Source organism: Sulfurivermis fontis, assembly GCF_004001245.1.
GTDB lineage: Bacteria > Pseudomonadota > Gammaproteobacteria > Thiohalomonadales > Thiohalomonadaceae > Sulfurivermis > Sulfurivermis fontis.
Map to the genome: position 1 here is coordinate 298658 of NZ_AP018724.1, position 23096 is coordinate 321753.

The following is a 23096-nucleotide window of genomic DNA, read 5'->3' on the forward strand; positions in this document are numbered from 1 at the left end:
CAAGACGGGTCTGAAAACATAACATCCAACGCAAAGGCGCAACGGACGCAAAGAACGCAAAGGTATTGATGTTGTTTGGAGTGGCGGGTAACGCGATTCCCGGGAAAAGCCATCAGGCAAAGATTTCTCTTTGCGTCCTTTGCGTCCTTTGCGTCTTTGCGCTGAAGGCTTTTTCATGACTGAACTGAAGAACGATCGTTTCCTGCGCGCCCTGCTCAAAGAGCCGGTGGACGTGACCCCGGTGTGGATGATGCGCCAGGCCGGGCGTTACCTGCCGGAGTACCGCGCCACCCGCGCCAAGGCCGGCAGCTTCATGGAACTGTGCAAGAACCCGGAGCTGGCCTGCGAGGTCACCCTCCAGCCGCTCGATCGTTTCCCCCTCGACGCCGCCATCCTGTTTTCCGATATCCTCACCGTGCCCGATGCCATGGGGCTCGGCCTGCGCTTCGCCGAGGGCGAGGGGCCGATCTTCGATCGCCCGGTGCGCACGGCGTCCGATGTCGACAGGCTGTTCGTGCCCGATCCGGAAGGCGAGCTGAAGTATGTGATGGATGCGGTGCGCACCATCCGCCGCGAGCTGGACGGCCGCGTGCCGCTGATCGGTTTTTCCGGCAGTCCGTGGACGCTGGCCACCTACATGGTGGAGGGTGGTTCCTCCAAGGAGTTCGCCAGGGTGAAGGGCATGCTGTACGACCAGCCGGCCCTGATGCACCAGCTGCTCGACGTGACCGCGCAGGCGCTGACGCAGTATCTCAACGCCCAGGTCGACGCCGGCGCCCAGGCGCTGATGATCTTCGATACCTGGGGCGGCGCGCTCACGCCGCGCGATTACCAGGAATTCTCCCTGCGCTACATGGCGCAGATCGTCGCCGGCCTCAAGCGCGAGGCCGACGGCCGCAAGGTGCCGGTGGTGCTGTTCACCAAGGGCGGCGGCCAGTGGCTGGAGGCGATGGCCGGGGCCGGTGCCGACGCGCTGGGGCTGGACTGGACCGTGGATATCGGTGCCGCGCGTGCCCGCGTCGGCGACAAGGTGGCCTTGCAGGGCAACATGGACCCCTGCGTGCTCTATGCCTCGCCCGAGCGTATCCGTGCCGAGGTGGCGGCGATCCTCGCCGCCTACGGCAAGGGCAGCGGTCACGTGTTCAACCTCGGACACGGTATCCACCAGCATGTGAACCCGGAACATGCCGCGGCCTTCGTCGAAGCCGTGCACCAGTTGAGTACGCCGTACCATCAATAGACGGGTAGGCGTGGCACTGCACGCGGCAACAATATGGATAGGATGCATTTAAGCATTTAGCCGTTTACTAATAATATTGCGCAGAGACCCGGCTGGCTTTAGTGTTAAGCCATTCACATAAAAAGGGAGGGGGCGAACATGCGGATGATCGCGGCGAGGCAACTGCTGGTGTTGCTGGCCGGCATCGCAATGGTTGCCAATGCCCACGGCGCGGATGACGCCTATCTCAAGGCGCTGCAGGCGGAAACCCAGGCGATCACCAGTGGCGAGGCCGCCGGGGCGGCGGCACAGCCGCCTGCCGCGGCGGCCGACAGCAAGCCGCAGGCCTGGTCCGCTTCGGGTCAGGGGCTGGCAGAAGAGCTGCCGGTCAATCTGTCGCAGGAACAGTTCGAGGCGGCTCTGAAGAGCAGTTACTTCGGTACCTTCGTGTTCTATAACAAATTGACCGATGCCGACAAGGCCAAGGTCTACGAAGAGTACAAGGCTAATGCCCAGATCTCCCACATTCGGGATACGACGACCAACCTGCTGAAGAAATAGCAGACCAGAGGTCAGGGGAAAGAGGATGGCAAAGATGCGAGTATTGCTGGGTACAGGCGTGGTGGCGCTGCTGAGCGCGCTGGCAGGCAATGCGCAGGCGCTGGAGGTGAAGATCACCGAGAGCAAGGAAACGGTAACCGTGCAGCATCACGGCAAGCCCTTCGTGATCCAGCGTGAGCAGGATCCCAATCACATCGTCGACCCCGCTTGGGGCAAGACCTCGCGCAAGTGTCCGCCCTTCTGCCTGCAGCCCAACGTGCCGCTGCCCGGCATCCACGCCGTGGGCGAGCTGGAGGTGCTGGATTTCATGGAGAAGTTCGTCAATACCGGCAAGGGCGTGCTGATCGATTCGCGCCTGCCGTCGTGGTATCTGGCGGGCACCATTCCGGGTTCGATAAACATTCCCTTCACCGTGTTCGGCGAAATTCCCACGGCGGCGGATGTGGAAAAGGCCTTCAAGTTGCTCGGTGCCGTGCGCCGACCCAATGTCGGTGGTCTCCAGCGTTCCCTGGAGCGCAACTTCGGTGACTGGTTCGGCAAGGACAAGACCGCCTACTGGGATTTCACCAACGCCAAGGAGGTACTGTTGTGGTGCAACGGTCCTTGGTGCGGCCAGTCGCCGCGCGCCATCAAGAATCTGGTGAACCTGGGCTATCCCAAGGAGCGTATCCACTACTATCGCGGCGGCATGCAGATGTGGAAGGTGCTCGGTTTCCCCACCGTGGTGCCTGATCCGGCCAGCGTGATGTTTGAAGTGAGCGGCGGCGAATAAGCGCGCTGTCAGCATCGCAAACACAAAGGCCGGGTCGCCCCGGCCTTTGTGTTTGCGGGTGGCCGATTGCTACTGGATGACGAAATCGGTGAAGTAGATCGCCTCCAACGCTTCGCGCTTCAGGCCAGCATGGGTTTCCAGCACGCTGCGCAGTTCCTCCAGCGCCTGCAGGCGTACCTGTTCGCGCGCTTGCACGTCGTACATCTGCTCCACGCTCTGCGCCGATAACAGGGTGATGAGGGCATGTCGCACCGGTCCGGTGTGTTCCTTCAGGGCGCTCAGTACGGCAGGATCACGGCTCATGGCCTGCACCTTCACCTGCATGAAGCGCACACGCCCTTCACTGCGCAGGTTGACCACGATGGCCGGTTCCAGCGCCAGGTAGGGGCCGGCAGGGGCGCCGCCTCCGCCGGAGGCCAGCACGGCCGATGAAGCGAGGGAGGTACACAGTAGCAGGGCGGAAAGCAGTCGTTTCATTGCATGCAATCGGTTGGGTGGGGCTGCCTATGATGCCATGAACGCATGACAGCTGCGAGACACGGCTATGCGTCTTTTTTGCGTCGTGCACGCGGATGGGCGGCGTCGTAGACCTTGGCGAGGTGCTGGAAATCGAGGTGGGTATAGATCTGTGTGGTGGCGATGTTGGCGTGGCCGAGCAGTTCCTGTACCGCGCGCAGGTCGCCGCTGGACTCCAGCACATGGCTGGCGAAGGAGTGGCGCAGCATGTGTGGATGCACCGGCACCGCCAGGCCCTGGGCGAGGGCGTGGCGGCGCAGCCGCTCCTGCACGGTGCGGGCGGCGATGCGCTTGCCGCCACGGCCGAGAAACAGGGCGGTGGTACCGGCGGCCCCCTTCTGCAGGTGGCGGCGTTGCAGCCAGTCCTGCAGCGCCGCCAGGGCCTTGCGGCCGACCGGCAGCACACGGGTCTTGGCGCCCTTGCCGGTGACGCGCACGGTGGCGTCGCTCATGTCGACATCGTTGCAGTCGAGACCGACCAGCTCGGCGAGACGCAGACCGGAGGAGTACATCAACTCCATGATGGCGCGGTCGCGCACGGCATCGTCGTCGTCACCCGGGATCTCCAGCAGGCGCGCCGTCTGATCCACGTCGAGGGTCTGCGGCAGGGTACGGGGACTCTTGGGGGCCGGGATGTCCAGCGCCGGGTTGTGGCCGGTGATGCCCTCGCGCAGCAGATAGTTGAAGAAGCTGCGGATGGCGGACAGCTCGCGCTGCAGGCTGCTGCCGCCGATGCCGGAGCGGTGGCGCCAGGCGACGTAGGCGCGTATCTGCGGTGCCTGCAGGGCGCCCCAGTCAGCGATGCCCTGACGGTCGCAGAATTCGCTCAAATGGCGCAGGTCGCGCAGGTAGTTGTCGAGGGTGTGGGGCGACAGGCGACGCTCGTGGCGCAGATGCTGCGCGTAGCGCTCGAGCCAGTTCAGCGCCGCTTCCTGCATCGGACTAGCCCGATGCCGCCGGACGCAGCAGGCGCGCCACCACGGCGCCGAGATAGCGCAGAAAGGTGGTGCCCATTTCGGCGTGGAAGCGGCGCGGATCGATGCTGCCGATGCCGAGCACGCCGAGGCACTGTTGCGACTCTGCCGCAAACAACGGGATCACCGCGCCGGAGGCCAGCTCATCCGCCGCCTTGCCAAACAGATATTGCGCTTGTGGCGGCGCGATGTGGCCGCACACCGGTTCGCCGCGCTCGATGACCCGGGTGAAGAGTTCCCGCTCCCGTGCGCTGTCGGTACCGAACAGTTTCAGTTCCACCGCGTCGGCATGGAAGTCCTCGCGCAGCCCGTCACGCAGGCGGCGCAGCAGCGCCTCGCTGCCGCGTGCCTCCAGCAGGCCGAGGATCAACTGCTCGATGCGTTCCAGCAGGTGCTCGTTGTCGCGTGCCGTCTGGGTCAGCTGCTGCAGCTTGCGCTTGAGCTCCTGGCGCTGCTCGCGCAGTACCGCCACCTGGCGCTCGATGAGGGATACCGCACCCTTGGCATCGTGGGGCAGTTCCAGGTCGGTGAGCAGATAGTCGTGGCGCAGAAAGAAGTCGGGGTGGCGGCGCAGGTAGTCGGCGACGCTGGCGTCGCTCAATACGCTACTGTCGATATCCGGCTGTGTGCTCACAGTTCGATTTCCCCCTGAAATACCCGTGTCGCCGGTCCCGTCATCCACAGCGGCTGGTTACCGCCGTCCCAGTGTATGGTGAGGCTGCCGCCCGGCAGGTCGACGCGCACCGTGTCATCCAGCTCGCCCCAGCGCCGTCCCACGGCGACCGCTGCGCAGGCCCCGGTGCCGCAGGCCAGGGTCTCGCCGGCGCCGCGCTCGAACACGCGCAGGCGGATATGGCGGCGGTCGACGATCTGCATGAAGCCGACGTTGACCCGGTGCGGAAAACGCGGGTGTGATTCCAGCAGCGGTCCGAGCCGTTCCACCTCGGCCGTGGCGATGTCTTCCACGCGCAGCACGGCATGGGGATTGCCCATGGAGACGGCGCCGATGGCGAGTGGTTCGCCGCCGACTTCCAGCGGGTATTTGTCCGCCTCGGCGTCGGCGGTGAACGGAATTTGCTGCGGCTCGAAGCGCGGCGCGCCCATGTTGACGCGAACCTCGCCGTTGGCCTCCACGTAGAGGGTGATCACGCCGGAGGCGGTTTCCACCACGATGGTGTCCTTGGTGGTGAGGCCCTCGTCGCGCACGAAACGGGCGAAGCAGCGCGCGCCGTTACCGCACTGCTCCACTTCGCCGCCGTCGGCATTGAAGATGCGGTAGCGGAAGTCGACGCCGTTCTGCGTGGGTTTCTCCACCAGCAGCACCTGATCGCAGCCGATACCGAAACGGCGGTCGGCGAGGAAGCGTACCTGTGCGCTGTTGAGCCGGACGTCGCGGCGATAGGCGTCGATGACCACGAAGTCATTGCCCAGACCGTGCATCTTGACGAAGGGAAGGTGCATGGCGATTCAGGTTACCCCGAGTCGGCGCCGTTGGAAAGGGCGTTGCCGCAACCCAGCCAGTCCTTGTAGATACAGCGGTCCATCACCACCCAGATACCGGCGGCGCGGGCGCGCTGCGCGGCAGCTGCATTGACCACGCCTTCTTGTAGCCACAGTGCCGGTACATTCAGCGCGATGCAGGCATCGACGATCTCGTCCACATATTCGGGGGCGCGGAACACGTCCACCAGATCGACGGGGCCGGGCAGCGCCTGCAGATCGGCACAGGCGGGTTCGCCCAATATGCTGTCCACCGCCGGGCGCACCGGCACGATGCGGCAGCCGAAGCGTTGCAGCGCCTGCGCCACCACATAACTGGGGCGATCGGACCTGGGCGACAGGCCCACCACGGCCACGGTGCGTATCTGGCGCAGGCGCCGGCAGATTTCCTCGCGGGAGGGGTTTTCGAAACTGGTGGTCATGGCAGATACCCGCTGACGGTGAAGTGGCGATCGCTGACTACGGTGACGGTGAGGTCGAGACCGGCGGCGGCGAGTTGTGCCGCCACCTCCTCCGGCGTGTAGGCGGCGAGCAGGGAGTGGAAGAAATCATGGCGCAGCACATCCGGCTCGGCGGCGGCGTACTGCTCCACCATGGCTTGCGCTGCGGTCCGGCTGTGCGGACGCATCAGGTCCATGACGAATACCGCCGCGCCCGGTGCCGCATATCTGAGCATGCTTTGCCACAGGACCAGCGGGTCGGCCAGATGATGCAGCAGGCTGTTGCTGATCACCACGTCATAGTTCGGCAGAGGCAGCTTCGCACCGGGCAGATAGCCGTGAATGTAGCGAATCCGTCCCTCCAGGCCGCTGCCCGCCTGCATCGCTTCGGCGTGATGCAGCATGGCGGCGGCAGCGTCGATGCCGTGCACGATGCAGGACGGGTAGGCGCGGGCGAAGCGGCGCGTGATATCACCGGGCCCGCAGCCGAGGTCGAGCACGCAGCCCTGCGGCGCAAGACCGGGAAACCGCGCGCGGAACAGCTCGATGAAGCGCTGGTGCGGTACGCTGAAGTCGGCCTCGGCGTAGGCACGCGCCTGGGCCGCCTCGTCCATCAGTTCGGGTTCGGCAATGCGCTCCATCATTCCGGCAGCAGGCTTTCGCCGGCGTACAGCGCGGGCAGCGTCTCGCGCTGCCGCACCAGGAAGCTCTGGCCGCCATCCACCATCACCTCGGCGGCGCGTGGCCGGGTGTTGTAGTTGGAGCTCATGGAGAAGCCGTAGGCGCCGGCGGAGCGCACGGCGAGCAGGTCGCCCTCGCGCAGGGCGAGCGCGCGGTCCTTGCCGAGGAAGTCGCCGGTTTCGCAGATGGGGCCGACGATGTCGTAGTGCTGTTCCGGCACGTCGCTGCGCGGTGCGGCCGGGACGATGTCCATCCACGCCTCGTACAGGGTGGGGCGGATCAGATCGTTCATCGCCGCATCGACCACGGCGAAGTTCTTGTGCGGCGTATGCTTCAGGTATTCGACGCGGGTGAGCAGCAGGCCGGCGTTGCCGATGATGGCGCGGCCCGGTTCGATGATCACCTTGAGGTCGCGGCCGGCCAGGCGATCCAGCAGCGGGGCGGCGTAGTCGCCGGGCAGCGGCGGGGTCTCGTCGCGGTAGGTGATGCCGAGACCACCACCGAGGTCGAGATGGCGCACGGCGATGCCGCGCTGATACAGGGTATCGACCAGCGCCAGCACGCGGTCCAGCGCATCGACGAAGGGGCGCGTCTCGGTGATCTGCGAGCCGATGTGGCAATCCACGCCGATGACCTCGATATGGGGCATCTCGGCGGCGCGGGCGTAGACATCGGGTGCAGCCTGGATGTCGATGCCGAACTTGTTTTCCTTCAGGCCGGTGGAGATGTAGGGATGGGTCTTGGCATCGACATCCGGATTGACGCGCAGCGACACCGGTGCGCGCAGGCCCAGCTCGCCGGCCACCCGGTTGAGGCGTTCCAGCTCCGGCTCCGATTCGACGTTGAAACAGTGGATGCCCACCTCCAGCGCGCGGCGCATCTCGTCGGCGCGTTTGCCGACGCCGGAGAACACCACCCGGGCCGGTTCGCCGCCGGCGGCGAGCACGCGTTCCAGTTCACCCACCGACACGATGTCGAAGCCGGCGCCGAGGCGCGCCAGCACATTGAGCACGGCGAGATTGGAGTTGGCCTTTACCGCATAGCACACCAGGTGTTCGGTACCGGCCAGGGCGGCGTCGAAGGCGCGGTAGTGGCGCTCGATGGTGGCGCGGGAGTAGACGTAGCAGGGCGTGCCGTAGCGCTCGGCCAGGATAGTGACGTCGATGTCTTCGGCGTACAGGCGGCCGTCGCGGAAGGTGAAATGGTCCATGGTGCGCAGGGGATCCGGGTTATTGTGATTCTTGCTGTTGCGTGTCCTGCGGCAGATAGAGATCGCCGCGCGCGCCGCATCCGCCCAGCATGCTCATGGCGGCAAGCACGGCGATGACGGCCCACAGGGCGTATTGTCCCCAGCAAAAACGCATGACGGGCAAACCTCGATGGTAGAAAGCGGTAGTATACCTGCAACGCGATACCGATTTCAGGAGCCAACCCCATGGAAACCATGAGCGAATCCGATTTCAACCGGCGCATCGACGATACCCTGCGCGCCATCGAGGCGGCGTTGGACGCGGCCGGCAGCGACCTCGATTACGAGAACAGCGGCGGTATCCTCACCGTGCGCTGCGACAACGGCTCGCAGCTGATCCTCAATCGGCAGACGCCGGTGCGGCAGCTCTGGCTGGCGGCGCGCAGCGGCGGCTTTCACTTCAACTGGGATGCGGCGACGGAGGGTTGGGTGCGCGACAGCGACGGCGCAGGACTGCTGCCGGTCCTGCAGGAACTGTTTGCCGCGCAATGCGGCGAGAGCGTGTCGCTGTAACAGCCCGCTTCGCCGGTTCATCGCCCGGCTCCGGTGCCGGGCGCCGAGGCGGCTCGGCTCCTCCAGGGCCTTGGGCCGGATCAGGGTGTGATTGTCCGCCGGTATGGGGTAGTCGCGCCACAGGCTCATGCCCCTGGCGCGCCAGTTCATCCAGCGCCAGCGGCGGCAGGAGGTTGGCGGCGCCCTCCGCGGCGAGCCAGGCGTGGAGGGCGGGATGGTTCTCCGCCAGATCGGAGGTCTGTCAGCTGAGCCGGGGGAATTCTGGAGTGAAATCGACCAGCCTGCTGGCCCGTGCCGCTGCCGAGCGCCAGCAGGCGGCGGCGCCGAGGCAGCACCTCGCGCCATATGCTCAGCATCGGGGCGTGGTTTTGCAGGCAGGACTCCGCGAGCGGCCTCATCGGCTTGTATCCCCAGTTGCTGTTGGTCGACAATGGGAGCCCCAGGGATATAACTCAATGCCCGCGGCCTTGTTGCCATGCCGGGCGCACAAAGAAATGCGGGGACGATGTGATGCGGTTTGTCTCGTTTTTGCTGTTGGCTCTGCTGGCTTTGCCACTGGCGGCGGCGCCCCGTGGCGCCGAACTGTATGCCCAGAACTGCGCCGTGTGCCACGGCGCCGACGGCCGCGGCGGCGTGGGTGTGCCGCTGGCCCTGCCCAGTTTCCTGTCCAGCGTCAGCGACGATTACCTGATTGCCACCATTCGGCATGGCCGCCCCGGCCGCGTGATGCCGGCCTTCAGCCAGTTGCGCGATGCCGAGGTGCGAGCCATCGTCGCCCACCTGCGCAGCTGGATGCCGGCCGGCAGTACCGTAGTCAATCTGGCAAGCGGCCCGGTGAAGGGGGATGCGGCGCGCGGCAAGACACTGTTCGCCGAGCGCTGTGCGGTATGCCATGGCGCCCACGGCGAAGGTGGCCACGGCACCGGCGTGACCTTCTCGCGTCCGCGCGACCTGCCCATCATCGCCCCGGCGCTGAACAATCCCGGTTTCCTCGCTTCCGCCTCCGATCAGATGATCAAGACCACGCTGATGAACGGACGCGACGGTACGCCGATGGTGTCGTTTCTCAAGCAGGGCCTGCAGGAGCGCGACATCGACGACATCGTGACTTATGTGCGTACCTTTGCCAAAGGTCCCGGCTGGAAGCCCGGCAACGACGATACGCCGGTGCTGGAGATGGACTCGCCCTATACGTTTGCCGAAACGGTGGAGGCGGTGAAGCGTGCCGCGGTGGGCAAGAATTTCCGCATCATCCGCGAGCAGTCGCTGGAAAATGGCCTGTTTGCCGAGACGGAGGAGACTAAGGAAACGCACATCGTCTATTTCTGCAATTTCAATTTCATCAACCAGGCGCTGGCGCTGGACCCCCGTGTCGGCCTGTTCATGCCCTGCCGCATCACCGTGGTGGAGCGCGAGGGCCAGGTGAAGATGATGAGCATCAATCCGAAGTATCTGAGCCGTCTGTTCAACAACGCCGAACTCGACAAGCCGTGCGAGGAGATGTACCAGGTGTACATGGGCATCATGGAGGAGGCCTCGCTATGATGCGCTGTCGGTCGCTGTTGCTGTCGCTGCTGCTTACGTTCGGACTGAGCGCGGGTGTCGCTGCGGACGAGCTGTTCATGGTGCGCTCGGATCATGCCTTCCCGGAAACCATGTCCACCCTGCAGGAGGTGATTACGCGCCATGGCTATACCGTCTCGCGCGTGCAGCGCGTGGACATCGGCCTGACTGACAGCGGTTTCAAGACCGACATGTATCGCCTGGTGTTTTTCGCCAAGCCCGCCGAACTGCGCGATCTGTCGCAGCGCTATCCTCATCTCATTCCCTATCTACCATGGCCGATCACCATCTTCGCCGAAGGGGAGGAGACCCTGCTGGTCACCGCCAATCCGGCCGAGCTGCACGCCCTGGCGCACAACGACGAGCTGAAGCAGTTGTTCCAGCGCTGGAGCGTGGAGTACCGCGCGATATTGGAAGAGGTGCGGAAGGGGGAATAAACCAGCCGTAGGTGACAAGTTTCAAGTAGCAAGAGAACCCCAAACACTCTTGCTTGTCACTTGTCACTTGTCACTTGTCACTGCTCTTCCAGCAACACCCGGTTCAGTTCGTTCTCGATGCGGCGCTTGTAGTTGAGGAAGTGGATAGTCTGCACCTTGCTGACGCCCTGTTCGCCGAGCACCGCGCGCGACATGCCGATGTCGGTGATGTAGATGGGATAGTGTTTGCCGCCGCGGCGCAATTCCAACACATGGTGCACTACGGTGCTGAACAGCTCGCTGCCGTATTCCAGGGTGGAAAATTCCCGCTCACCGCAATATAGGGTAAACACCGTCGTGCCGTTCTCGTCGTGATCGACGATGACCTGCAGGCTGAGATATTGCTGATAGCTGTTGCGGAATTCCGGCATCTGGCGTTCCAGGCGGTAGCGGTTTTCGCTGTCGCGGCCGATGAGGAAAAACTCCACGCCCTCCGCCGCGCTGGTCTGCTGGCCTTCCTGCATCAGGAAGTTGATGCGGTTGAGCACGGCATCGAAGAAGCGGCTGAACTGGCTGAGCAGCAACTTGGCATCGAAGAACGGCAGCGTCTCGTGGAACAGCGAGCCGCGCTCGTCCAGCACGTAAACCTCTGCCATCTCCCCCAACGGGCGGTAGAAGAACTGTACCCATCCATTGCGGTTGCGGCTGTAGATCAGAGGCAGCACCGAGTCGACCAGGGTGTGCGGATCCAGCACCACAGGACGGAAATTGCTGCTGGGACGTCCCAGCGCGGCGTAGAGGCCGTTCTCGCCGGTCACGGCCTCATACTGCAGTGCGTCGCCTTCAAAGGACAGCAGGTAATAGCCGCGTCCCACCGCCACCACATAGCGGGCGCCCTGCAAGGCTTTGGTGCCGTACCAGGTCGACACCAGATCATGAAACAGTTTGTCGATGCGCTGTGCGGCAATGTGGCCGCGCTGGGCGCTGGTGCCGAAGACCTGGATGCGCGGCGGCGCCTCGCCGCGCGAGGGCGGTGCCCACTTGAAGTATTCGCAGAAGAAGTCCATCAGACCCTTGCCGCGACGGAAGTGATAGGTCAGCACCTCGCGCCAGCTGGTGACGATTACCAGGTCCATGCTCTGCACCAGATTCTTGCCGGTGCCGCCATAACTCAGGGCGTCGGGGCGGCCACTGGAAATGGATTGCCCCAGACTCAGCGAGGTGAACGAGTCCAGTTCGTTGTTGACGAACAACGCGCTGTGCACGATGCGCGCCGGACCGGCGTACTCTTCCAGCGAGCGGGTATCGAGACAGCCGGCAGGGAACAGTGCCTGCATGCGCTCGACGATGGCTTTCAGCTCGTTGGAGGTCAGCTGGGTGATCTTGGGATACAACGCCACCACGGTGTGGCGGTCGATGATGCCGTTGAAGTAGCACCAGGCCACCAGCTCGATGATGTTGCGTGCACGCTTCAGCGGCGTGGCCAGGCGCATCTCCTCGCTGGTCAGGGTGCCGCGGTACAACAGCCAGCCGGCCTGTTGCTGATCGTCCAGCAGCTCTTCGATGGTCACCGCCGCCTCGCGCAGGTCGGCATTGATGCCGCGGTTGAGCAGTTCGACCTTGCCGGCCTTGCGCTCGAAGGCGGCGTACAGTTTGCGCCCCAGCACAGTCAGATCGCGCTGGCTGATCAGCGATAGCCCGGCGTAGCGGCGCGCGAAGTCTGATAGAAAGCGGTAGCTGGTGGTCAGTGCATCGAACAGTGTGCGTCGCTCTTCCGCTACCCGTTGTACCTTCCAGGTATTACGCGAATCGAGCAGCGTCAGATCGGCCAGCCGCCAGCCCCAGTTGCGCACCAGCGACAGCAGTAGTTCGCGTTGCCAGGTGCCGTCGCGCTGCTCCTCGCTCAGGCGCTCGCCGACTTTGAAATAGAAGGCGCGGCGGGCAAGTTCCAGACGCGGCTTGTCGCCCTGCCGCTGCAGATATTCCTCCACCTTCTCCAGCATCATCAGGTAGGGGTCGAGCCGACTGGTGTTTTCCTCACCGTCGTACAGCGCCTTCTTGAAGCGCAGGCTGAGCAGATCGATATGCGGATATTCATCGGCGTAGCTTTCGATGAGCAGCAGTTTGAGTGCGGCCTTGTAGGGTGAGTCGATACCCTTGTAAAGGTGCCACAGCGCGGCGCCGAAGAACTCTTCCGCCGGTACATGGGTCAGACCGCCGAAATTGATGTGGTCGCGCGCATGGAGGAAGCGCTTTTCCTGTAACTCGCGCACATAGTCGTCATAGTCGCCCTCGCGCGATGGCGGCACCAGCCACCACAGCGGTGCCTGTCCGGCGATCAGGATCGCGGTGCGATAAAACTCCTCCAGCAGCAGGTTGTGCTGCGCCGAGCCGGAGCTTTCCTCTGACAGCGGCAGCACCTCGCCGCTGCGGAAGCGGTCGACGTTGACCAGATAGAAGTGCACCTCCAGGTCCAGCGTCGCCGCCCAGGACTCGATGGCGCTGGCCTTCTGTTGCAGCAGCGCGAGCTGTGCCGGGGTGAGCGCGGGATCGTGGCATACCCAGATGTCGAAATCGCTCTCTTCGGAATAGGCGATGCTGCCGGGGCTGCCGATCATGTAGAGGGCGAGGATGGGAAACTGGCGCAGGCGCTGGCGTTTGTATTCGAAGCTGCGCGCCAGTCGCTTGGCCACCTCCAGCTCGCGCCGGGACGGATCATGGTTGGCCAGTCCGGCCGGCGCATCCTTGGCGGCGAAGCCGGGCAACATGGGGTGATTGATGTGGAACAGCAGCGGCAGGATGTCCAGCACGTCGCGCTGGCGTTCGCGCAGGGCGTCGTGAGCGCGCAGCAGACGGGCATGGTTCAGCTTCATGAAGCGGTGCCGCACCGCCTTGAAGTCTATGTCGTTGTCGGAATGCGCCGCTGTGTTGTCGCCGCTCATGATGCAGATCAGGGGTTCACGGGATCGCAGGAACCTTGCCGTAGCCAGAGGCCGTCCTGGCAGCGCAGCAGTTCATCACCACTGCAAACATAGTCGCCGCGCCGGTAGGCGACGCCGTTGAAGTGGCACACGGCCAGTTCATCCGCCTGCTGCGCGAGTTCGGGGTAGCGTTCGTCCGTCTCTTCCAGGATGGGCGCGGTGCGCTTTTCCGGATCAGGTGCACCGACATGGGGCGCTGCTATGCGTTCTGACATGGCTCTCCTCCCTCGGTTTACCCTCGAAGGATACCGGCTGTCCGCCGGAAACGCCATGCGCGTTGGTCTGGCGCGGAAAATGCTTGGAAAAACCCGTTGTTAGCATGGGGGATGACGGGAGGACAGCGATGGCGGAGCACTGGCTGCAGATCAAGGGCGACCCCTCGGTACGCCGCTTCGTCTTCGAGCAGACCCGCACGGCCAGTCTGTTCGATGCACGCATCGATGAATTGATGGCGACGGTGGCGGCCTTGCTCACCCGCCACGGCGTGTTCCACGCCAAGATCCACTTCTCCAGCAACCAGCTCACCTGCTGGCTGTACAACGACCCCTACCGCTACCGGGTGTTTGTCGGCGAGGAGGTTTTTGCGCCCGGATTCCTGGAACGCTTCGACCAGGTGGTGGCCATCGACAAGCCGTTGATCGCCGCCGCGACCGTGCCGGCCGTTCTCGCGGAGTTCCGCCGCCTGCGCCTCAAGGACGAGTCGGTCTACCTGCGCAACGGCTCGCTGAACCTGATCAACGGCCTCATCGGCATGACATTTTCCTGTGACGGCAGTCACTACATTCCGGTGGAGGAGTTTTTTGCGACGGTGAGGAATCTGTAACGGGCAGATACAAGATGCAAGTGACAAGTGACAAGTGACAAGCGAACGAACTCGCTGTGGTCCTGTTTTTGATTCAAACCCCGTGCGCACAGCGCACACATCCACTTGTCACTTGTCACTTGTATCTGATTTGCCGTATTCCGCGGCACGCTTGGCGCTGCCCTTCACCTTGTCCACCGGATAGCGTTCCTCGTTGCGGGCCATCTTGTCCTTCACGGCGCGGATCAGATCGACGTTGAGACGGTCGGCGATGCGGATGAGATAGATCTGGATGTCGGCCAATTCCAGGCGCACCTCGTCCAGCTTGTCCTCGCTCAGGTTTTCACTCTGCTCGGCGCTGAGCCACTGAAAGTGTTCCACCAGCTCGGCGGCCTCGGCGATGAGGGCCATGGCGAGGTTCTTCGGGTTGTGGAACTGTTCCCAGTCGCGCACCTTGGCGAACAGGGCGAGGCGCTGGCGCAGGTCTTCCAGGCTGTCGCTCATGACGTTGATCTCCTTAATCGATGCGCCAGTTGTCGGTAGTGACCTTTAGTTGTCGCAGGCGCGCGATGAGCAGGTCGGGGAAGCGATTGTACCAGGTGGCGTTGAGCGGCGACGGGTGCGGCAGCGGGTGCAAGCGCAGTTCGCGCCGTGTGCCGTCGCGGGCCGTGAGGGTCATCGCCGTGCTGGTCTCGAAGCGATCGTCGCGCTCCCAGAACTCTTCCAGCTGAGCCTTCACCGCCCTGTCCTGGTTGATGGCAAACCACAGGAAGGCCTCGCGGCCGAGAGTGATGATGTCCCGGCCGCGCCAGGTGTGCAGCAGCAGGTCGGCGACCAGGGGCTGGAACTGCTTCTTCACCTTGCCGGACCACGCCTTGTTGCCGATGGGCTTGTAGGGCACGGTGTTGGCCCAGAAGAACATCTTGCCCACTTCCACCGAGGCGGCGAAATCGGGCAGCGCCTTGCCGTACAGATGCCGGTACAGTGCAGCGCGCACCTTCTGGCCGCCGGCGCCGATGAAGGGCAGGTTGTGCTGCACCTCGTCGCGGCCGGGGTCGCGGCCGAAGAAGGCGACGCGCACGTCCGGCGCGCCGAGACCGATGACGGGATCAAGCGGGTTCTTGCCATATTCCTCGTAGACCGGCAGGTCGATGCCGGTCAGTTCACGGGCGAGGGGTATGAAGTCCTGGTGCAGTTGGTCGGCTGTCATGGCGGCAGTATAAATCGCTTCGGCACGGTGGTGCTCACTGCGGCCGCGGCAGCGTGCCGCGGCGGAATCGGTAGTAATAGTCGTAACAGGGTGGGCACAGGGAATGGCTGGTGTGCGGCGGTTGCACCGCTACCCAGGCCGGGACCCAGTCCCAGTGACCGGGCTGGGCGGCACGTTCGATGCGGCGGCAGTGGCTGCATTGCACGATGAGGCCGTGCTGATTGCGGTAACAGGCCTCATCGGCGGCATGCGTTTCGGCAGCAACAGGGTGCGGTTGTTCCACGGCAAGGCTGTTGATGATGATCATGGCCTGCCGGTTGGCCAACGGATAGCAACGCTGGTGAAAGCGGCGCAGCACGGTGTCGCTGGAACACTCGTAATCGTGTTGCCACGGCGTGCCGTCCTGCAACACCTGGGTGTAGCTCGCGAGATAAAACATCTGCAGCGGACCGCTGATGGCAGCGGCCAGCGGCGTGCCGAGTGGAAAGCGCGTGGAGATGCCGGGTTCGCCCCGGTTGACCTCGGCAAAACGGAACCAGGCCGGATTGAAATAGCAGAGGCGCAGATCGCGGTCGAGGGCGTAGACGGCGCCGGGTTCGTTCTCCAGCGTGGCGAGCGCGAACTTGTCCAGCGCCGCGGCAAAGGCGGGCGTGACGCGTGTCGACGGTGGCTCGGCGTGGGCGGTCATGGTGGTGTGCGTCGTTGATTCGGCATTATTGGCCGCAGGACCGGTGATTGCCAGTGCCGCGTATCAGCGGGCGATGGCGGCGAAGCGGGCCTGGGTGAGCGCGGCGAGATCGGCGGCGGCCAGTTCGATCTCCAGGCCGCGGCGGCCGGCGCTGACATAGATCGTCGGATGCATGCGCGCCGACTCGTCGATCACGGTACGCAGGCGCTTCTTTTGTCCCAGCGGGCTGATGCCGCCGACCACGTAGCCGGTGGCGCGCTCGGCATCGGCCGGCCTGGCCATCTCGGCGCTGCGCGCATCCAGTGCGCTGGCGAGCTGTTTCAGATTGAGCTGGCACGCCACCGGTACCACGGCTACGACCAGTTCCTTGCCGTCGATTTGTGCCAGCAGCGTCTTGAACACGCGGGCCGGACTCAGGCCCAGCTTGTCCGCGGCCTCCTCGCCATAGGAGGCCGCGGCCTTGTCGTGCTCGTAGCTGTGGATGGTGTGCCGGATACCGGCACGCCTGGCGGCATTGATGGCGGGCGTCATGACTGTCGCTCCCCGAAAAAACGCTGTATGTCGTTCATGGCGGAGTATTCGGTGACGTCGATACCGGCCTGGTGGAAGTCGATGGCATCGGGGCAGCCGCTGGCCTGTTCGCCGCGTTGCCGGGCGTCGGTGACCCACGCCGTTGCCCACACGGCGAGTGCGGCCAGCGCCGGCCCTTCAAGTTCCGCAGTGGCATATGTCAATGCCTCCCAGAAGCCGCTGCGCGACAGCGGCCGGTAAAGCGCCGCGACGGCGCTGACGTCGCGCTGCTGCAGGGCGTGCAGCAGGCGCTGCGTGTTGTGTTGCAGCAGCAGGGTGCGTGCCTGCTCCAGATGGCGTTCCAGCACCTGGCGGATCGCCAGGTAGGGCGACCGTGCCTGCTCGCCGGCATCGACGCCGGCGGCGATGAAGGTTTGCAGCGCGGTGAGTGCGGCAAGATGCTGCTCGCTGCCTGGCGCATGCGTGGCGAGGTGACGGCAGAAATGTTCCACCTGTTCCGGGGTGTAGCGCAGCGTGAGGGTGTCATCGGCGATCATGGGGTCAGTGCCGCCTCCAGTTGCACCTCGCTCACCGGATAGATGAGCACCGCATGCAGCGGATGGATGGCGTTGAGCTTGTCGACGTGGGGCAGGTCGTCCTTGCCAGCCAGCACGATCACCCTGGCCTGCGGCGCGTGCTTCACCAGCGAGTGCAGCAGCACGTCGAGATTGCTGATGTTGGTGGCCTGGTAATAGGTGCTGAAGGCGTAGATGAAGTCGGCGATCACGAAGGCCGGCGGTTGTTTCTTCAGCGCGGCGAGTGCCTTGCGCTGGCTGTCGAAGCGCTGCTCGTCGAAGCCGAGGCGCTGATACAGCGCCGTGCAATTGGGGTGCTGCGGCGCCTCGACGATGGAATAGAGCAGGGGCGTGGTCATGATGTCGGCATATCTTGCGCCAGGGCGAGTTTGGCGGCGCGGCTCAGCTTGCGGATAGCCGCCTCGCGTTTGCATGCATCGGAACGGCTGGCTGCCGGCTCGCAGTGCAGCAGCTTTACCGGACGGCGTGCGCGGGTATAGCGGGCACCGAGTTTGTCGTCGTTGTTGTGCTCATCGAGACGACGCGTCATGTCGGTGGTCACGCCGGTGTACAGCGTGTCGTCGGCGCAGCGCAGCAGGTAGACGAACCAGGTGTTGGGCATGATGGGGGGAGTATACCAATCCGGGGGGATTGTTTTGGTGGGGATTCCGGCGCCTTACTCCGGTTGTGCGCGCTATCGCGCGGCTTGATTTTGGCGGGGGATTCCGTCCCCCTACGCCGGGTTACTTTTCTTTGCACGGCCAAAGAAAAGTAACCAAAAGAAAGGCCGCCCCGATGTCTCGCCGCTAGCGCGGTTCATTCGGCACATCCTTGTGCCTCACCCTTCGGGCAGCCTGCGGCTGTGCGAATCGGCTGTCCTGCCGATTCGTCCCTGCGCTACTCGCCCGGGACGGGTTTCTCCGACGGCACGTCCCTGTGCCGACGGAAGAATGCGCGCCCTCCCTGGCGCGCCCCCTGCGGGCCATTCCGCCCCGGGCTGCGTTGCTCGGCGAGACAAAGGGGTTGAACGTCAAAGACGGCTCGCCTCACGGCATCGTGCTGTGAGGTGTGCGCTATGCGCACACGGGTTTTGACTTTGGGGTTTTGATTTTGACTTTCGGTTTACCCCCCCGTCTGCCGCGCCGAGCATCGCAGCCCGAATCGGGGGAAGCCCGTAGGGGACATGCCAGGGATGGCATGTCCTCGCCTTCGCGCCAGGACGGCGCGTAGGCGAGCGCCGATTCGGGCGAGAAGCGCAGGGTACCCGCAGGGCGCGGCAATCGGGAGGCTTTTCTTTTCGTTAGTTTTCTTTGGCCGAACAAAGAAAAGTAACCCGCGCGCGGGGCGGCTCCCCGCACCAAAATCAATCCGCGCGACAGCGCGCACCAACCCGGGCTAGGGGGACGGAATCCCCCGCCAAAAAAACGATCACTCGATCGCCTGACTGCGCAGGTAATCCTCATAGGTGCCACTGAAATCGACCACGCCATCGGGCGTCAATTCGATGATGCGCGTCGCCAGCGACGAGACGAACTCACGGTCGTGGCTGACGAAGATCAGGGTGCCGTCGTAGTTTTCCAGCGCCAGGTTGAGTGACTCGATGGACTCCATGTCCAGGTGATTGGTCGGCTCGTCCATCACCATGATGTTGGGCCGCTGCAGCATTAGTTTGCCGAACAGCATGCGGCCCTGCTCGCCGCCGGAAATCACCTTCACCGACTTGCCGATCTCGTCGTTGGAGAACAGCAGGCGGCCGAGGGTGCCGCGGATCACCTGTTCATCGTCACCCGGCTTGCCCCAGTGGCCCATCCACTCGAACAGGGTCATGTCGTTGGCGAAGTCGGCAGCATGGTCCTGGGCGAAGTAGCCGATGCTGGCGTTCTCCGACCATTTGATCTCGCCGCGGTCGGCTGCGAGGTCTTTGACCAGGCAGCGCAGCAGGGTGGTCTTGCCGATGCCGTTGGGGCCGATGATGGCGATGCGCTCGCCCACTTCCACCAGCAGGTTGAGATTGGCGAACAGCGGCTTGTCGCCGTAGCTCTTGGTGAGTCCTTCGACTTCGAGCACGTTGCGATACAGCTTTTTCTCCTGGTTGAAGCGGATGAAGGGATTCTGCCGACTCGATGGCTTGACCTCCTCCAGCTTGATCTTGTCGATCTGGCGCGCGCGCGAGGTGGCCTGGCGCGACTTGGAGGCGTTGGCGGAGAAGCGGCTGACGAAGGACTGCAACTCGGCGATCTGCGCCTTCTTCTTAGCGTTGTCGGCCAGCAAGCGTTCACGGGCCTGGGTGGCGGCGGTCATGTAGTCGTCGTAGTTGCCCGGATAGACGCGCAGCTCGCCGTAGTCCAGGTCGGCCATGTGCGTACACACCGAATTCAGGAAGTGGCGGTCATGGGAGATGATCACCATGGTGCTGTTGCGCGCGTTGAGTACATTCTCCAGCCAGCGGATGGTGTTGATGTCCAGGTTGTTGGTGGGTTCGTCGAGCAGCAGGATGTCCGGATCGGAGAACAGGGCCTGCGCCAGCAGCACGCGCAGCTTCCAGCCCGGTGCCACCGCACTCATCGGGCCGTAGTGTTGTTCGATGGGGATGCCGACACCAAGCAGCAGCTCGCCGGCACGCGCCTCGGCGGTATAGCCGTCGTACTCGGCGAACTGTACCTCGAGGTCGGCCACTTTCATGCCGTCCTCTTCGCTCATCTCCGGCAGGGCATAGATGCGGTCACGCTCGTGCTTCACCTGCCACAACTCGGTGTGGCCCATGATCACCGTATCGAGCACCGAATATTCCTCGAAGGCGAACTGGTCCTGGCGCAGCTTGCCGAGGCGCTCGTTGGGGTCCAGGCTGACATTGCCGGCGGAAGGCTCCAGGTCGCCGCCGAGTATCTTCATCAGGGTCGACTTGCCGCAGCCGTTGGCGCCGATGAGGCCGTAGCGGTTGCCGTCGCCGAATTTGACGGAGATGTTTTCGAACAGGGGTTTGGCCCCGAACTGCATGGTGATGTTGGCGGTGGTGAGCACGGCGGTGTTTCCAGTACGGTCGGACCAAAGCATCGGGCTGGCGCCGCAGGCGTCAGTGGGGCGAGGTCCGGGGATGCAAATTGATTTCCAGGTATCCGGCGGGCGGGAGAGCGTGCGCTGGAGCGGGCGCTATTGTCGCACAGACGCTGAGTGGCTGCACCCTGCGGCCAGTCCCGGCGACACACCGTTTTGGGAAACTCAATCGGTGACCTTGCCGCGCAGCGCCTTCACCGCGCCGCGGCGGCTCTTGCCGTCCATGCGCCGGGTCTGCGAGGCGCGGGTGGGTCTGGTCGGTTTACGGGCCTTAGGGGTGACGGCGACGCTGCGGATCAGCGCCTGCAGGCGCGCCAGGGCCGCCGGGGCCGCCGGCGCGGATGGCGGACAGTTCGATCTCGTGCAACGGGATGGCGACGCGGGCGGAGATGGGCAGGGCGTCCTCCGGCATGCGCTACTTCTTGTCGTCCTTGCCCAGCATGTCCTTCAGGTTGGCGAAGGGATTGAAGGTGGCGGCTTCCTGCTTGCCCGTCGCCATGCCGTCGTAGCCGCGCACCTTGTCGACGTAGCGCTGGTGCTCATTGTCGTGGCAGTACAGGCAGAGGTTTTCCCAGTTGCTGCCGTCGGGCGGATTGTTGTCGTGGTTGTGGTCCTTGTGGTGCACGGTCAGCTCGTGCAGGTTGGCCTGGGTGAACTCGCGCCCGCAGCGGCCGCAGATCCAGGGATGGATGCGCAGCGACTGTTCGCGGTAGCCCTCCAGGCGCTTGTCCCGCTCCTTGTGGGCATTGGCCACGATCTTGTCGAGCTTGCTGTGGTCGATGGGCTTGCCGGGGGTGCGGCGCGGATCGGACATGACGGTTACCTGGGATCGGGAAGTCGGAGTATTTCACCGCAAAGGCGCCAGGAACGCAAAGGCACCGTTCATTACCGTAGGAGCGGCTCTGCCGCGATGCATTGTCGATATCTGGCGGGTACGCCAATCGCAGCAGAGCCGCTCCTACAATATTACCTTTGTTTTCAGGCCGCCGCCGACTGCTGCGCCTGCGCCCGGTTCAGCGCCGACAGCACCGCCTTGAGCGAGGCGCTGACGGTGTCGTGGTCCAGCGCCGCGCCGCTGTAGCGGCGACCGCCGATGTTGAGCTGCACGTAGGCGGCGGCCTCGGCGTTGGTGCCGCTGCCGATGGCGTGCTCGCTGTAATCCACCACGTTGACCTGTTCACCACTGTGGTGTGCCCAGGCATCGACGAAGGCGGAGATGGCACCCTCGCCGCGGCCGGAGAGGGTGCGCGCGCTGCCGCGTTCCACCACGTCGGCGGCGATGGTGTCCACCGTGCCCTCGCGGTCGAGACGATAGCCCTGCAGCTGTACCGGCACCTGATCGGCGACGAAGTGGGTGAGGAACAACTGGTAAATGGTTGCGCTGTCGATCTCGCCACTGCACCGCTCGCTCTCGCGCTGTACCACCTGTGCCAGCTCCACCTGCATCCAGCGCGGCAAGGACAGGCCGTAGTCGCGCTCCAGCACGAAGGCGACGCCGCCCTTGCCCGACTGGCTGTTGACGCGGATCACTGCCTGGTAGTCGCGGCCGAGGTCGCGCGGGTCGATGGGCAGGTAGGCCACCTGCCAGGGCTCGTCCGGCTTTTGCAGCTTGAGGCTCTTGCGGATCGCATCCTGGTGGCTGCCGGAGAAGGCCGTATAGACCATTTCGCCGATCCAGGGATGGCGCGGATGCACCGGCAGCGAGGTGCACTCAGTGTAGGTCTGGATGATGGCGTCCGGATTGGAAAGATCCAGTTCCGGGTCGATGCCCTGGCTGTAGAGATTCATCGCCATGGTGACGATGTCCATGTTGCCGGTGCGCTCGCCGTTGCCGAGCAGGGTGCCCTCGACGCGGTCGGCGCCGGCGAGCACGGCCATCTCCGCCGCCGCCACCGCGCAGCCGCGATCATTGTGCGTATGCACCGAGACGATGATGCTGTCACGGCGGCTGACGTGGCGGCAGAACCACTCCACCTGATCGGCGAACACATTGGGCATGGCGCTCTCCACCGTCGCCGGCAGGTTGATGATGCACGGCCTCTGCGGCGTCGGCTGCCATACGTCGATCACCGCGTCGCACACCTCCACCGCGTAATCCATCTCGGTGTTGGAGAAGCTCTCGGGCGAATACTGGAACACCCATTCGGTGGCCGGGTATTTGGCCGCCTCGCGCTGGAGCAACTGGGCGCCGCGCACGGCGATGCCCTTGATGGCCTCGCGGTCCATCTGGAACACGCGCTCGCGCTGCACCGTCGAGGTGGAGTTGTAGACGTGGACGATGGCGCGCTTCGCCCCCTGCAATGCCTCGAAGGTGCGGGTGATGAGGTCCTCGCGCGCCTGCACCAGCACCTGCACGGTGACGTCGTCCGGAATCTGCCTGGCCTCGATGAGCCAGCGCACGAAATCGAAATCCGGCTGCGAGGCGGAGGGGAAACCCACCTCGATCTCCTTGAAGCCGAGCTGCACCAGCAAGGCCCACATCCTGCGCTTCTGCGCCACGTCCATCGGCTCCAGCAGCGCCTGGTTGCCGTCGCGCAGGTCCACGCTGGCCCAGAGGGGGGCGCGTTCGATCTGGCGGTTGGGCCACTGGCGGTCGGGCAGGGCCACCGGCGGGGCGGGGCGGTATTTGCGGTGGTCGAAGGCGGTCATGATCGCTCCTGCGTCGCGGTGACAAGTTGCAAGTTGCAAGTTGCAAGTTACAAGTGAAAACGGCGCTGTGGCGCCGGGTGCTGTGGCGGCCCTTGTGGGGCATACCGCTTGCCGCATCCTCGTGAGAATTGGCAGGTTCAACCCGATGTTTGCGGGTTGGAGAAAGATTACGCCAATGTGGACGGCAGGTGCTTGCGAAGTTGGCCTTATATGCGCCGTGGAG

The 23096-nt window shown here is 64.3% G+C and carries 28 protein-coding genes and 1 pseudogene; 7 read left to right on the top strand and 22 right to left on the bottom strand.

Features of this window, described 5'->3' with window-relative positions; translation table 11 throughout:
- Positions 1-175 precede the first annotated feature (175 nt).
- The 3 genes from hemE (at position 176) to EP379_RS01525 (ending at position 2552) form a co-directional block, all read left to right on the top strand.
- Positions 176-1240 carry a uroporphyrinogen decarboxylase gene (hemE, locus tag EP379_RS01515; protein ID WP_127475064.1) on the top strand — a complete coding sequence of 355 codons (1065 nt, stop codon included), beginning with the start codon at positions 176-178 and terminating at the stop codon, positions 1238-1240.
- A gap of 138 nt (positions 1241-1378) precedes the next feature.
- On the top strand, positions 1379-1780 hold the full coding sequence (locus tag EP379_RS01520; protein WP_127475066.1) for a hypothetical protein: 402 nt from the start codon (positions 1379-1381) through the stop codon (positions 1778-1780).
- Between the two features lie 25 nt (positions 1781-1805).
- Positions 1806-2552 carry a rhodanese-like domain-containing protein gene (locus EP379_RS01525; RefSeq protein ID WP_197722834.1) on the top strand — a complete coding sequence of 249 codons (747 nt, stop codon included), beginning with the start codon at positions 1806-1808 and terminating at the stop codon, positions 2550-2552.
- Positions 2553-2621: 69 nt separating this feature from the next.
- Here EP379_RS01525 and EP379_RS01530 read toward each other — a convergent pair whose 3' ends face one another.
- The 8 genes from EP379_RS01530 to lptM all read right to left on the bottom strand — a co-directional run bounded on the left by EP379_RS01530 (position 2622) and on the right by lptM (position 8027).
- Positions 2622-3029 (bottom strand): flagellar basal body-associated FliL family protein, encoded by a 408-nt coding sequence (locus tag EP379_RS01530; protein ID WP_127475069.1) that lies wholly within the window; start codon positions 3027-3029, stop codon positions 2622-2624.
- Between the two features lie 65 nt (positions 3030-3094).
- On the bottom strand, positions 3095-4006 hold the full coding sequence (gene xerC, locus EP379_RS01535; protein ID WP_127475071.1) for a tyrosine recombinase XerC: 912 nt from the start codon (positions 4004-4006) through the stop codon (positions 3095-3097).
- Between the two features lie 4 nt (positions 4007-4010).
- The gene (locus tag EP379_RS01540; RefSeq protein WP_172600343.1) at positions 4011-4676 is read right to left on the bottom strand and encodes a DUF484 family protein; all 666 of its coding nucleotides are present in this window, start codon (positions 4674-4676) and stop codon (positions 4011-4013) included.
- A complete protein-coding gene (gene dapF, locus EP379_RS01545; RefSeq protein ID WP_127475077.1) occupies positions 4673-5503 on the bottom strand; it encodes a diaminopimelate epimerase in 831 nt (276 codons plus the stop codon). Before dapF ends, EP379_RS01540 begins: the two co-directional genes overlap by 4 nt.
- Before the next feature lie 11 nt (positions 5504-5514).
- A complete protein-coding gene (locus EP379_RS01550) occupies positions 5515-5964 on the bottom strand; it encodes a CoA-binding protein (RefSeq protein ID WP_127475079.1) in 450 nt (149 codons plus the stop codon).
- Positions 5961-6626, bottom strand: a complete 666-nt coding sequence (locus EP379_RS01555) for a class I SAM-dependent methyltransferase (RefSeq protein ID WP_127475082.1) — start codon at positions 6624-6626, stop codon at positions 5961-5963. Before EP379_RS01555 ends, EP379_RS01550 begins: the two co-directional genes overlap by 4 nt.
- Positions 6623-7873 (bottom strand): diaminopimelate decarboxylase, encoded by a 1251-nt coding sequence (gene lysA, locus EP379_RS01560; RefSeq protein WP_127475084.1) that lies wholly within the window; start codon positions 7871-7873, stop codon positions 6623-6625. The genes EP379_RS01555 and lysA overlap by 4 nt, the downstream gene beginning before the upstream one ends.
- Positions 7874-7892: 19 nt before the next feature.
- A complete protein-coding gene (gene lptM, locus EP379_RS01565; RefSeq protein ID WP_127475086.1) occupies positions 7893-8027 on the bottom strand; it encodes an LPS translocon maturation chaperone LptM in 135 nt (44 codons plus the stop codon).
- Positions 8028-8098: 71 nt separating this feature from the next.
- Here lptM and cyaY point away from each other — a divergent pair, with 71 nt between their 5' ends.
- The 3 genes from cyaY to EP379_RS01585 all read left to right on the top strand — a co-directional run bounded on the left by cyaY (position 8099) and on the right by EP379_RS01585 (position 10425).
- Positions 8099-8425: an iron donor protein CyaY gene (gene cyaY, locus EP379_RS01570; protein ID WP_197722835.1), complete on the top strand. Its 327-nt coding sequence runs from the start codon at positions 8099-8101 to the stop codon at positions 8423-8425.
- A gap of 510 nt (positions 8426-8935) precedes the next feature.
- Complete coding sequence (locus tag EP379_RS01580; protein WP_127475091.1) at positions 8936-9970, top strand: c-type cytochrome; 1035 nt, start codon at positions 8936-8938, stop codon at positions 9968-9970.
- Positions 9967-10425, top strand: coding sequence for a DUF302 domain-containing protein (locus EP379_RS01585; RefSeq protein ID WP_127475093.1), 459 nt, complete (start codon positions 9967-9969; stop codon positions 10423-10425). The genes EP379_RS01580 and EP379_RS01585 overlap by 4 nt, the downstream gene beginning before the upstream one ends.
- 77 nt (positions 10426-10502) lie before the next feature.
- Here EP379_RS01585 and EP379_RS01590 read toward each other — a convergent pair whose 3' ends face one another.
- Together EP379_RS01590 and EP379_RS01595 are read right to left on the bottom strand one after the other, a co-directional pair.
- A complete protein-coding gene (locus tag EP379_RS01590; RefSeq protein ID WP_127475096.1) occupies positions 10503-13346 on the bottom strand; it encodes a class I adenylate cyclase in 2844 nt (947 codons plus the stop codon).
- An 8-nt stretch (positions 13347-13354) separates the two neighbouring features.
- Positions 13355-13600 (bottom strand): hypothetical protein, encoded by a 246-nt coding sequence (locus EP379_RS01595; protein WP_127475098.1) that lies wholly within the window; start codon positions 13598-13600, stop codon positions 13355-13357.
- 128 nt (positions 13601-13728) lie between these two features.
- On the opposite strand from EP379_RS01595, the gene EP379_RS01600 reads away from it, so the two are divergent.
- Entirely contained in the window at positions 13729-14208 is a 480-nt protein-coding gene (locus tag EP379_RS01600) for a hypothetical protein (protein ID WP_127475100.1), read from the top strand.
- A gap of 108 nt (positions 14209-14316) precedes the next feature.
- On the opposite strand, the gene EP379_RS01605 is transcribed toward EP379_RS01600, so the two are convergent.
- The 12 genes and pseudogenes from EP379_RS01605 to leuA all read right to left on the bottom strand — a co-directional run bounded on the left by EP379_RS01605 (position 14317) and on the right by leuA (position 22873).
- A complete protein-coding gene (locus tag EP379_RS01605) occupies positions 14317-14691 on the bottom strand; it encodes a nucleotide pyrophosphohydrolase (protein ID WP_127475103.1) in 375 nt (124 codons plus the stop codon).
- Positions 14692-14704: 13 nt separating this feature from the next.
- Positions 14705-15397 carry a uracil-DNA glycosylase family protein gene (locus EP379_RS01610; protein WP_127475105.1) on the bottom strand — a complete coding sequence of 231 codons (693 nt, stop codon included), beginning with the start codon at positions 15395-15397 and terminating at the stop codon, positions 14705-14707.
- Positions 15398-15431: 34 nt separating this feature from the next.
- Positions 15432-16085, bottom strand: a complete 654-nt coding sequence (locus EP379_RS01615) for a PAS domain-containing protein (RefSeq protein WP_127475108.1) — start codon at positions 16083-16085, stop codon at positions 15432-15434.
- A 63-nt stretch (positions 16086-16148) separates the two neighbouring features.
- Positions 16149-16616 (bottom strand): Cys-tRNA(Pro) deacylase, encoded by a 468-nt coding sequence (gene ybaK, locus EP379_RS01620; RefSeq protein ID WP_127475110.1) that lies wholly within the window; start codon positions 16614-16616, stop codon positions 16149-16151.
- On the bottom strand, positions 16613-17152 hold the full coding sequence (locus EP379_RS01625; protein WP_127475112.1) for a hypothetical protein: 540 nt from the start codon (positions 17150-17152) through the stop codon (positions 16613-16615). The genes ybaK and EP379_RS01625 overlap by 4 nt, the downstream gene beginning before the upstream one ends.
- Positions 17149-17529: a hypothetical protein gene (locus EP379_RS01630; RefSeq protein WP_127475114.1), complete on the bottom strand. Its 381-nt coding sequence runs from the start codon at positions 17527-17529 to the stop codon at positions 17149-17151. Before EP379_RS01630 ends, EP379_RS01625 begins: the two co-directional genes overlap by 4 nt.
- Positions 17526-17792 carry a GIY-YIG nuclease family protein gene (locus EP379_RS01635; protein ID WP_127475117.1) on the bottom strand — a complete coding sequence of 89 codons (267 nt, stop codon included), beginning with the start codon at positions 17790-17792 and terminating at the stop codon, positions 17526-17528. Before EP379_RS01635 ends, EP379_RS01630 begins: the two co-directional genes overlap by 4 nt.
- 806 nt (positions 17793-18598) lie before the next feature.
- Positions 18599-20224: an ABC-F family ATPase gene (locus EP379_RS01640; RefSeq protein WP_232023952.1), complete on the bottom strand. Its 1626-nt coding sequence runs from the start codon at positions 20222-20224 to the stop codon at positions 18599-18601.
- A 165-nt stretch (positions 20225-20389) separates the two neighbouring features.
- Positions 20390-20545, bottom strand: a pseudogene (locus EP379_RS16930) (alternative ribosome rescue aminoacyl-tRNA hydrolase ArfB); the annotation flags it as partial.
- On the bottom strand, positions 20496-20636 hold the full coding sequence (locus EP379_RS16835) for a hypothetical protein (protein ID WP_338055825.1): 141 nt from the start codon (positions 20634-20636) through the stop codon (positions 20496-20498). The gene EP379_RS16835 and the pseudogene EP379_RS16930, both read right to left, overlap by 50 nt.
- A gap of 3 nt (positions 20637-20639) precedes the next feature.
- Entirely contained in the window at positions 20640-21038 is a 399-nt protein-coding gene (locus EP379_RS01650; protein ID WP_127475120.1) for a YajD family HNH nuclease, read from the bottom strand.
- 164 nt (positions 21039-21202) lie between these two features.
- Positions 21203-22873 carry a 2-isopropylmalate synthase gene (leuA, locus tag EP379_RS01655; protein ID WP_127475122.1) on the bottom strand — a complete coding sequence of 557 codons (1671 nt, stop codon included), beginning with the start codon at positions 22871-22873 and terminating at the stop codon, positions 21203-21205.
- Positions 22874-23096 lie beyond the last annotated feature (223 nt).

Bases quoted from the DNA above. Each gene is read 5' to 3' on its own strand.
- EP379_RS01650 (WP_127475120.1), bottom strand. From the start codon at position 21,038: ATGTCCGATCCGCGCCGCACCCCCGGCAAGCCCATCGACCACAGCAAG.
- EP379_RS01635 (WP_127475117.1), bottom strand. From the start codon at position 17,792: ATGCCCAACACCTGGTTCGTCTACCTGCTGCGCTGCGCCGACGACACG.
- hemE (WP_127475064.1), top strand. From the start codon at position 176: ATGACTGAACTGAAGAACGATCGTTTCCTGCGCGCCCTGCTCAAAGAG.
- ybaK (WP_127475110.1), bottom strand. From the start codon at position 16,616: ATGACGCCCGCCATCAATGCCGCCAGGCGTGCCGGTATCCGGCACACC.
- leuA (WP_127475122.1), bottom strand. From the start codon at position 22,873: ATGACCGCCTTCGACCACCGCAAATACCGCCCCGCCCCGCCGGTGGCC.
- dapF (WP_127475077.1), bottom strand. From the start codon at position 5,503: ATGCACCTTCCCTTCGTCAAGATGCACGGTCTGGGCAATGACTTCGTG.
- EP379_RS01585 (WP_127475093.1), top strand. From the start codon at position 9,967: ATGATGCGCTGTCGGTCGCTGTTGCTGTCGCTGCTGCTTACGTTCGGA.
- EP379_RS01600 (WP_127475100.1), top strand. From the start codon at position 13,729: ATGGCGGAGCACTGGCTGCAGATCAAGGGCGACCCCTCGGTACGCCGC.
- lptM (WP_127475086.1), bottom strand. From the start codon at position 8,027: ATGCGTTTTTGCTGGGGACAATACGCCCTGTGGGCCGTCATCGCCGTG.
- EP379_RS01615 (WP_127475108.1), bottom strand. From the start codon at position 16,085: ATGACCGCCCACGCCGAGCCACCGTCGACACGCGTCACGCCCGCCTTT.
- EP379_RS01520 (WP_127475066.1), top strand. From the start codon at position 1,379: ATGCGGATGATCGCGGCGAGGCAACTGCTGGTGTTGCTGGCCGGCATC.
- EP379_RS01580 (WP_127475091.1), top strand. From the start codon at position 8,936: ATGCGGTTTGTCTCGTTTTTGCTGTTGGCTCTGCTGGCTTTGCCACTG.
- cyaY (WP_197722835.1), top strand. From the start codon at position 8,099: ATGGAAACCATGAGCGAATCCGATTTCAACCGGCGCATCGACGATACC.
- EP379_RS01530 (WP_127475069.1), bottom strand. From the start codon at position 3,029: ATGAAACGACTGCTTTCCGCCCTGCTACTGTGTACCTCCCTCGCTTCA.
- EP379_RS01525 (WP_197722834.1), top strand. From the start codon at position 1,806: ATGGCAAAGATGCGAGTATTGCTGGGTACAGGCGTGGTGGCGCTGCTG.
- EP379_RS16835 (WP_338055825.1), bottom strand. From the start codon at position 20,636: ATGCCGGAGGACGCCCTGCCCATCTCCGCCCGCGTCGCCATCCCGTTG.
- EP379_RS01610 (WP_127475105.1), bottom strand. From the start codon at position 15,397: ATGACAGCCGACCAACTGCACCAGGACTTCATACCCCTCGCCCGTGAA.
- EP379_RS01625 (WP_127475112.1), bottom strand. From the start codon at position 17,152: ATGATCGCCGATGACACCCTCACGCTGCGCTACACCCCGGAACAGGTG.
- EP379_RS01595 (WP_127475098.1), bottom strand. From the start codon at position 13,600: ATGTCAGAACGCATAGCAGCGCCCCATGTCGGTGCACCTGATCCGGAA.
- EP379_RS01555 (WP_127475082.1), bottom strand. From the start codon at position 6,626: ATGATGGAGCGCATTGCCGAACCCGAACTGATGGACGAGGCGGCCCAG.
- EP379_RS01640 (WP_232023952.1), bottom strand. From the start codon at position 20,224: ATGCTTTGGTCCGACCGTACTGGAAACACCGCCGTGCTCACCACCGCC.
- EP379_RS01550 (WP_127475079.1), bottom strand. From the start codon at position 5,964: ATGACCACCAGTTTCGAAAACCCCTCCCGCGAGGAAATCTGCCGGCGC.
- xerC (WP_127475071.1), bottom strand. From the start codon at position 4,006: ATGCAGGAAGCGGCGCTGAACTGGCTCGAGCGCTACGCGCAGCATCTG.
- EP379_RS01605 (WP_127475103.1), bottom strand. From the start codon at position 14,691: ATGAGCGACAGCCTGGAAGACCTGCGCCAGCGCCTCGCCCTGTTCGCC.
- lysA (WP_127475084.1), bottom strand. From the start codon at position 7,873: ATGGACCATTTCACCTTCCGCGACGGCCGCCTGTACGCCGAAGACATC.
- EP379_RS01590 (WP_127475096.1), bottom strand. From the start codon at position 13,346: ATGAGCGGCGACAACACAGCGGCGCATTCCGACAACGACATAGACTTC.
- EP379_RS01630 (WP_127475114.1), bottom strand. From the start codon at position 17,529: ATGACCACGCCCCTGCTCTATTCCATCGTCGAGGCGCCGCAGCACCCC.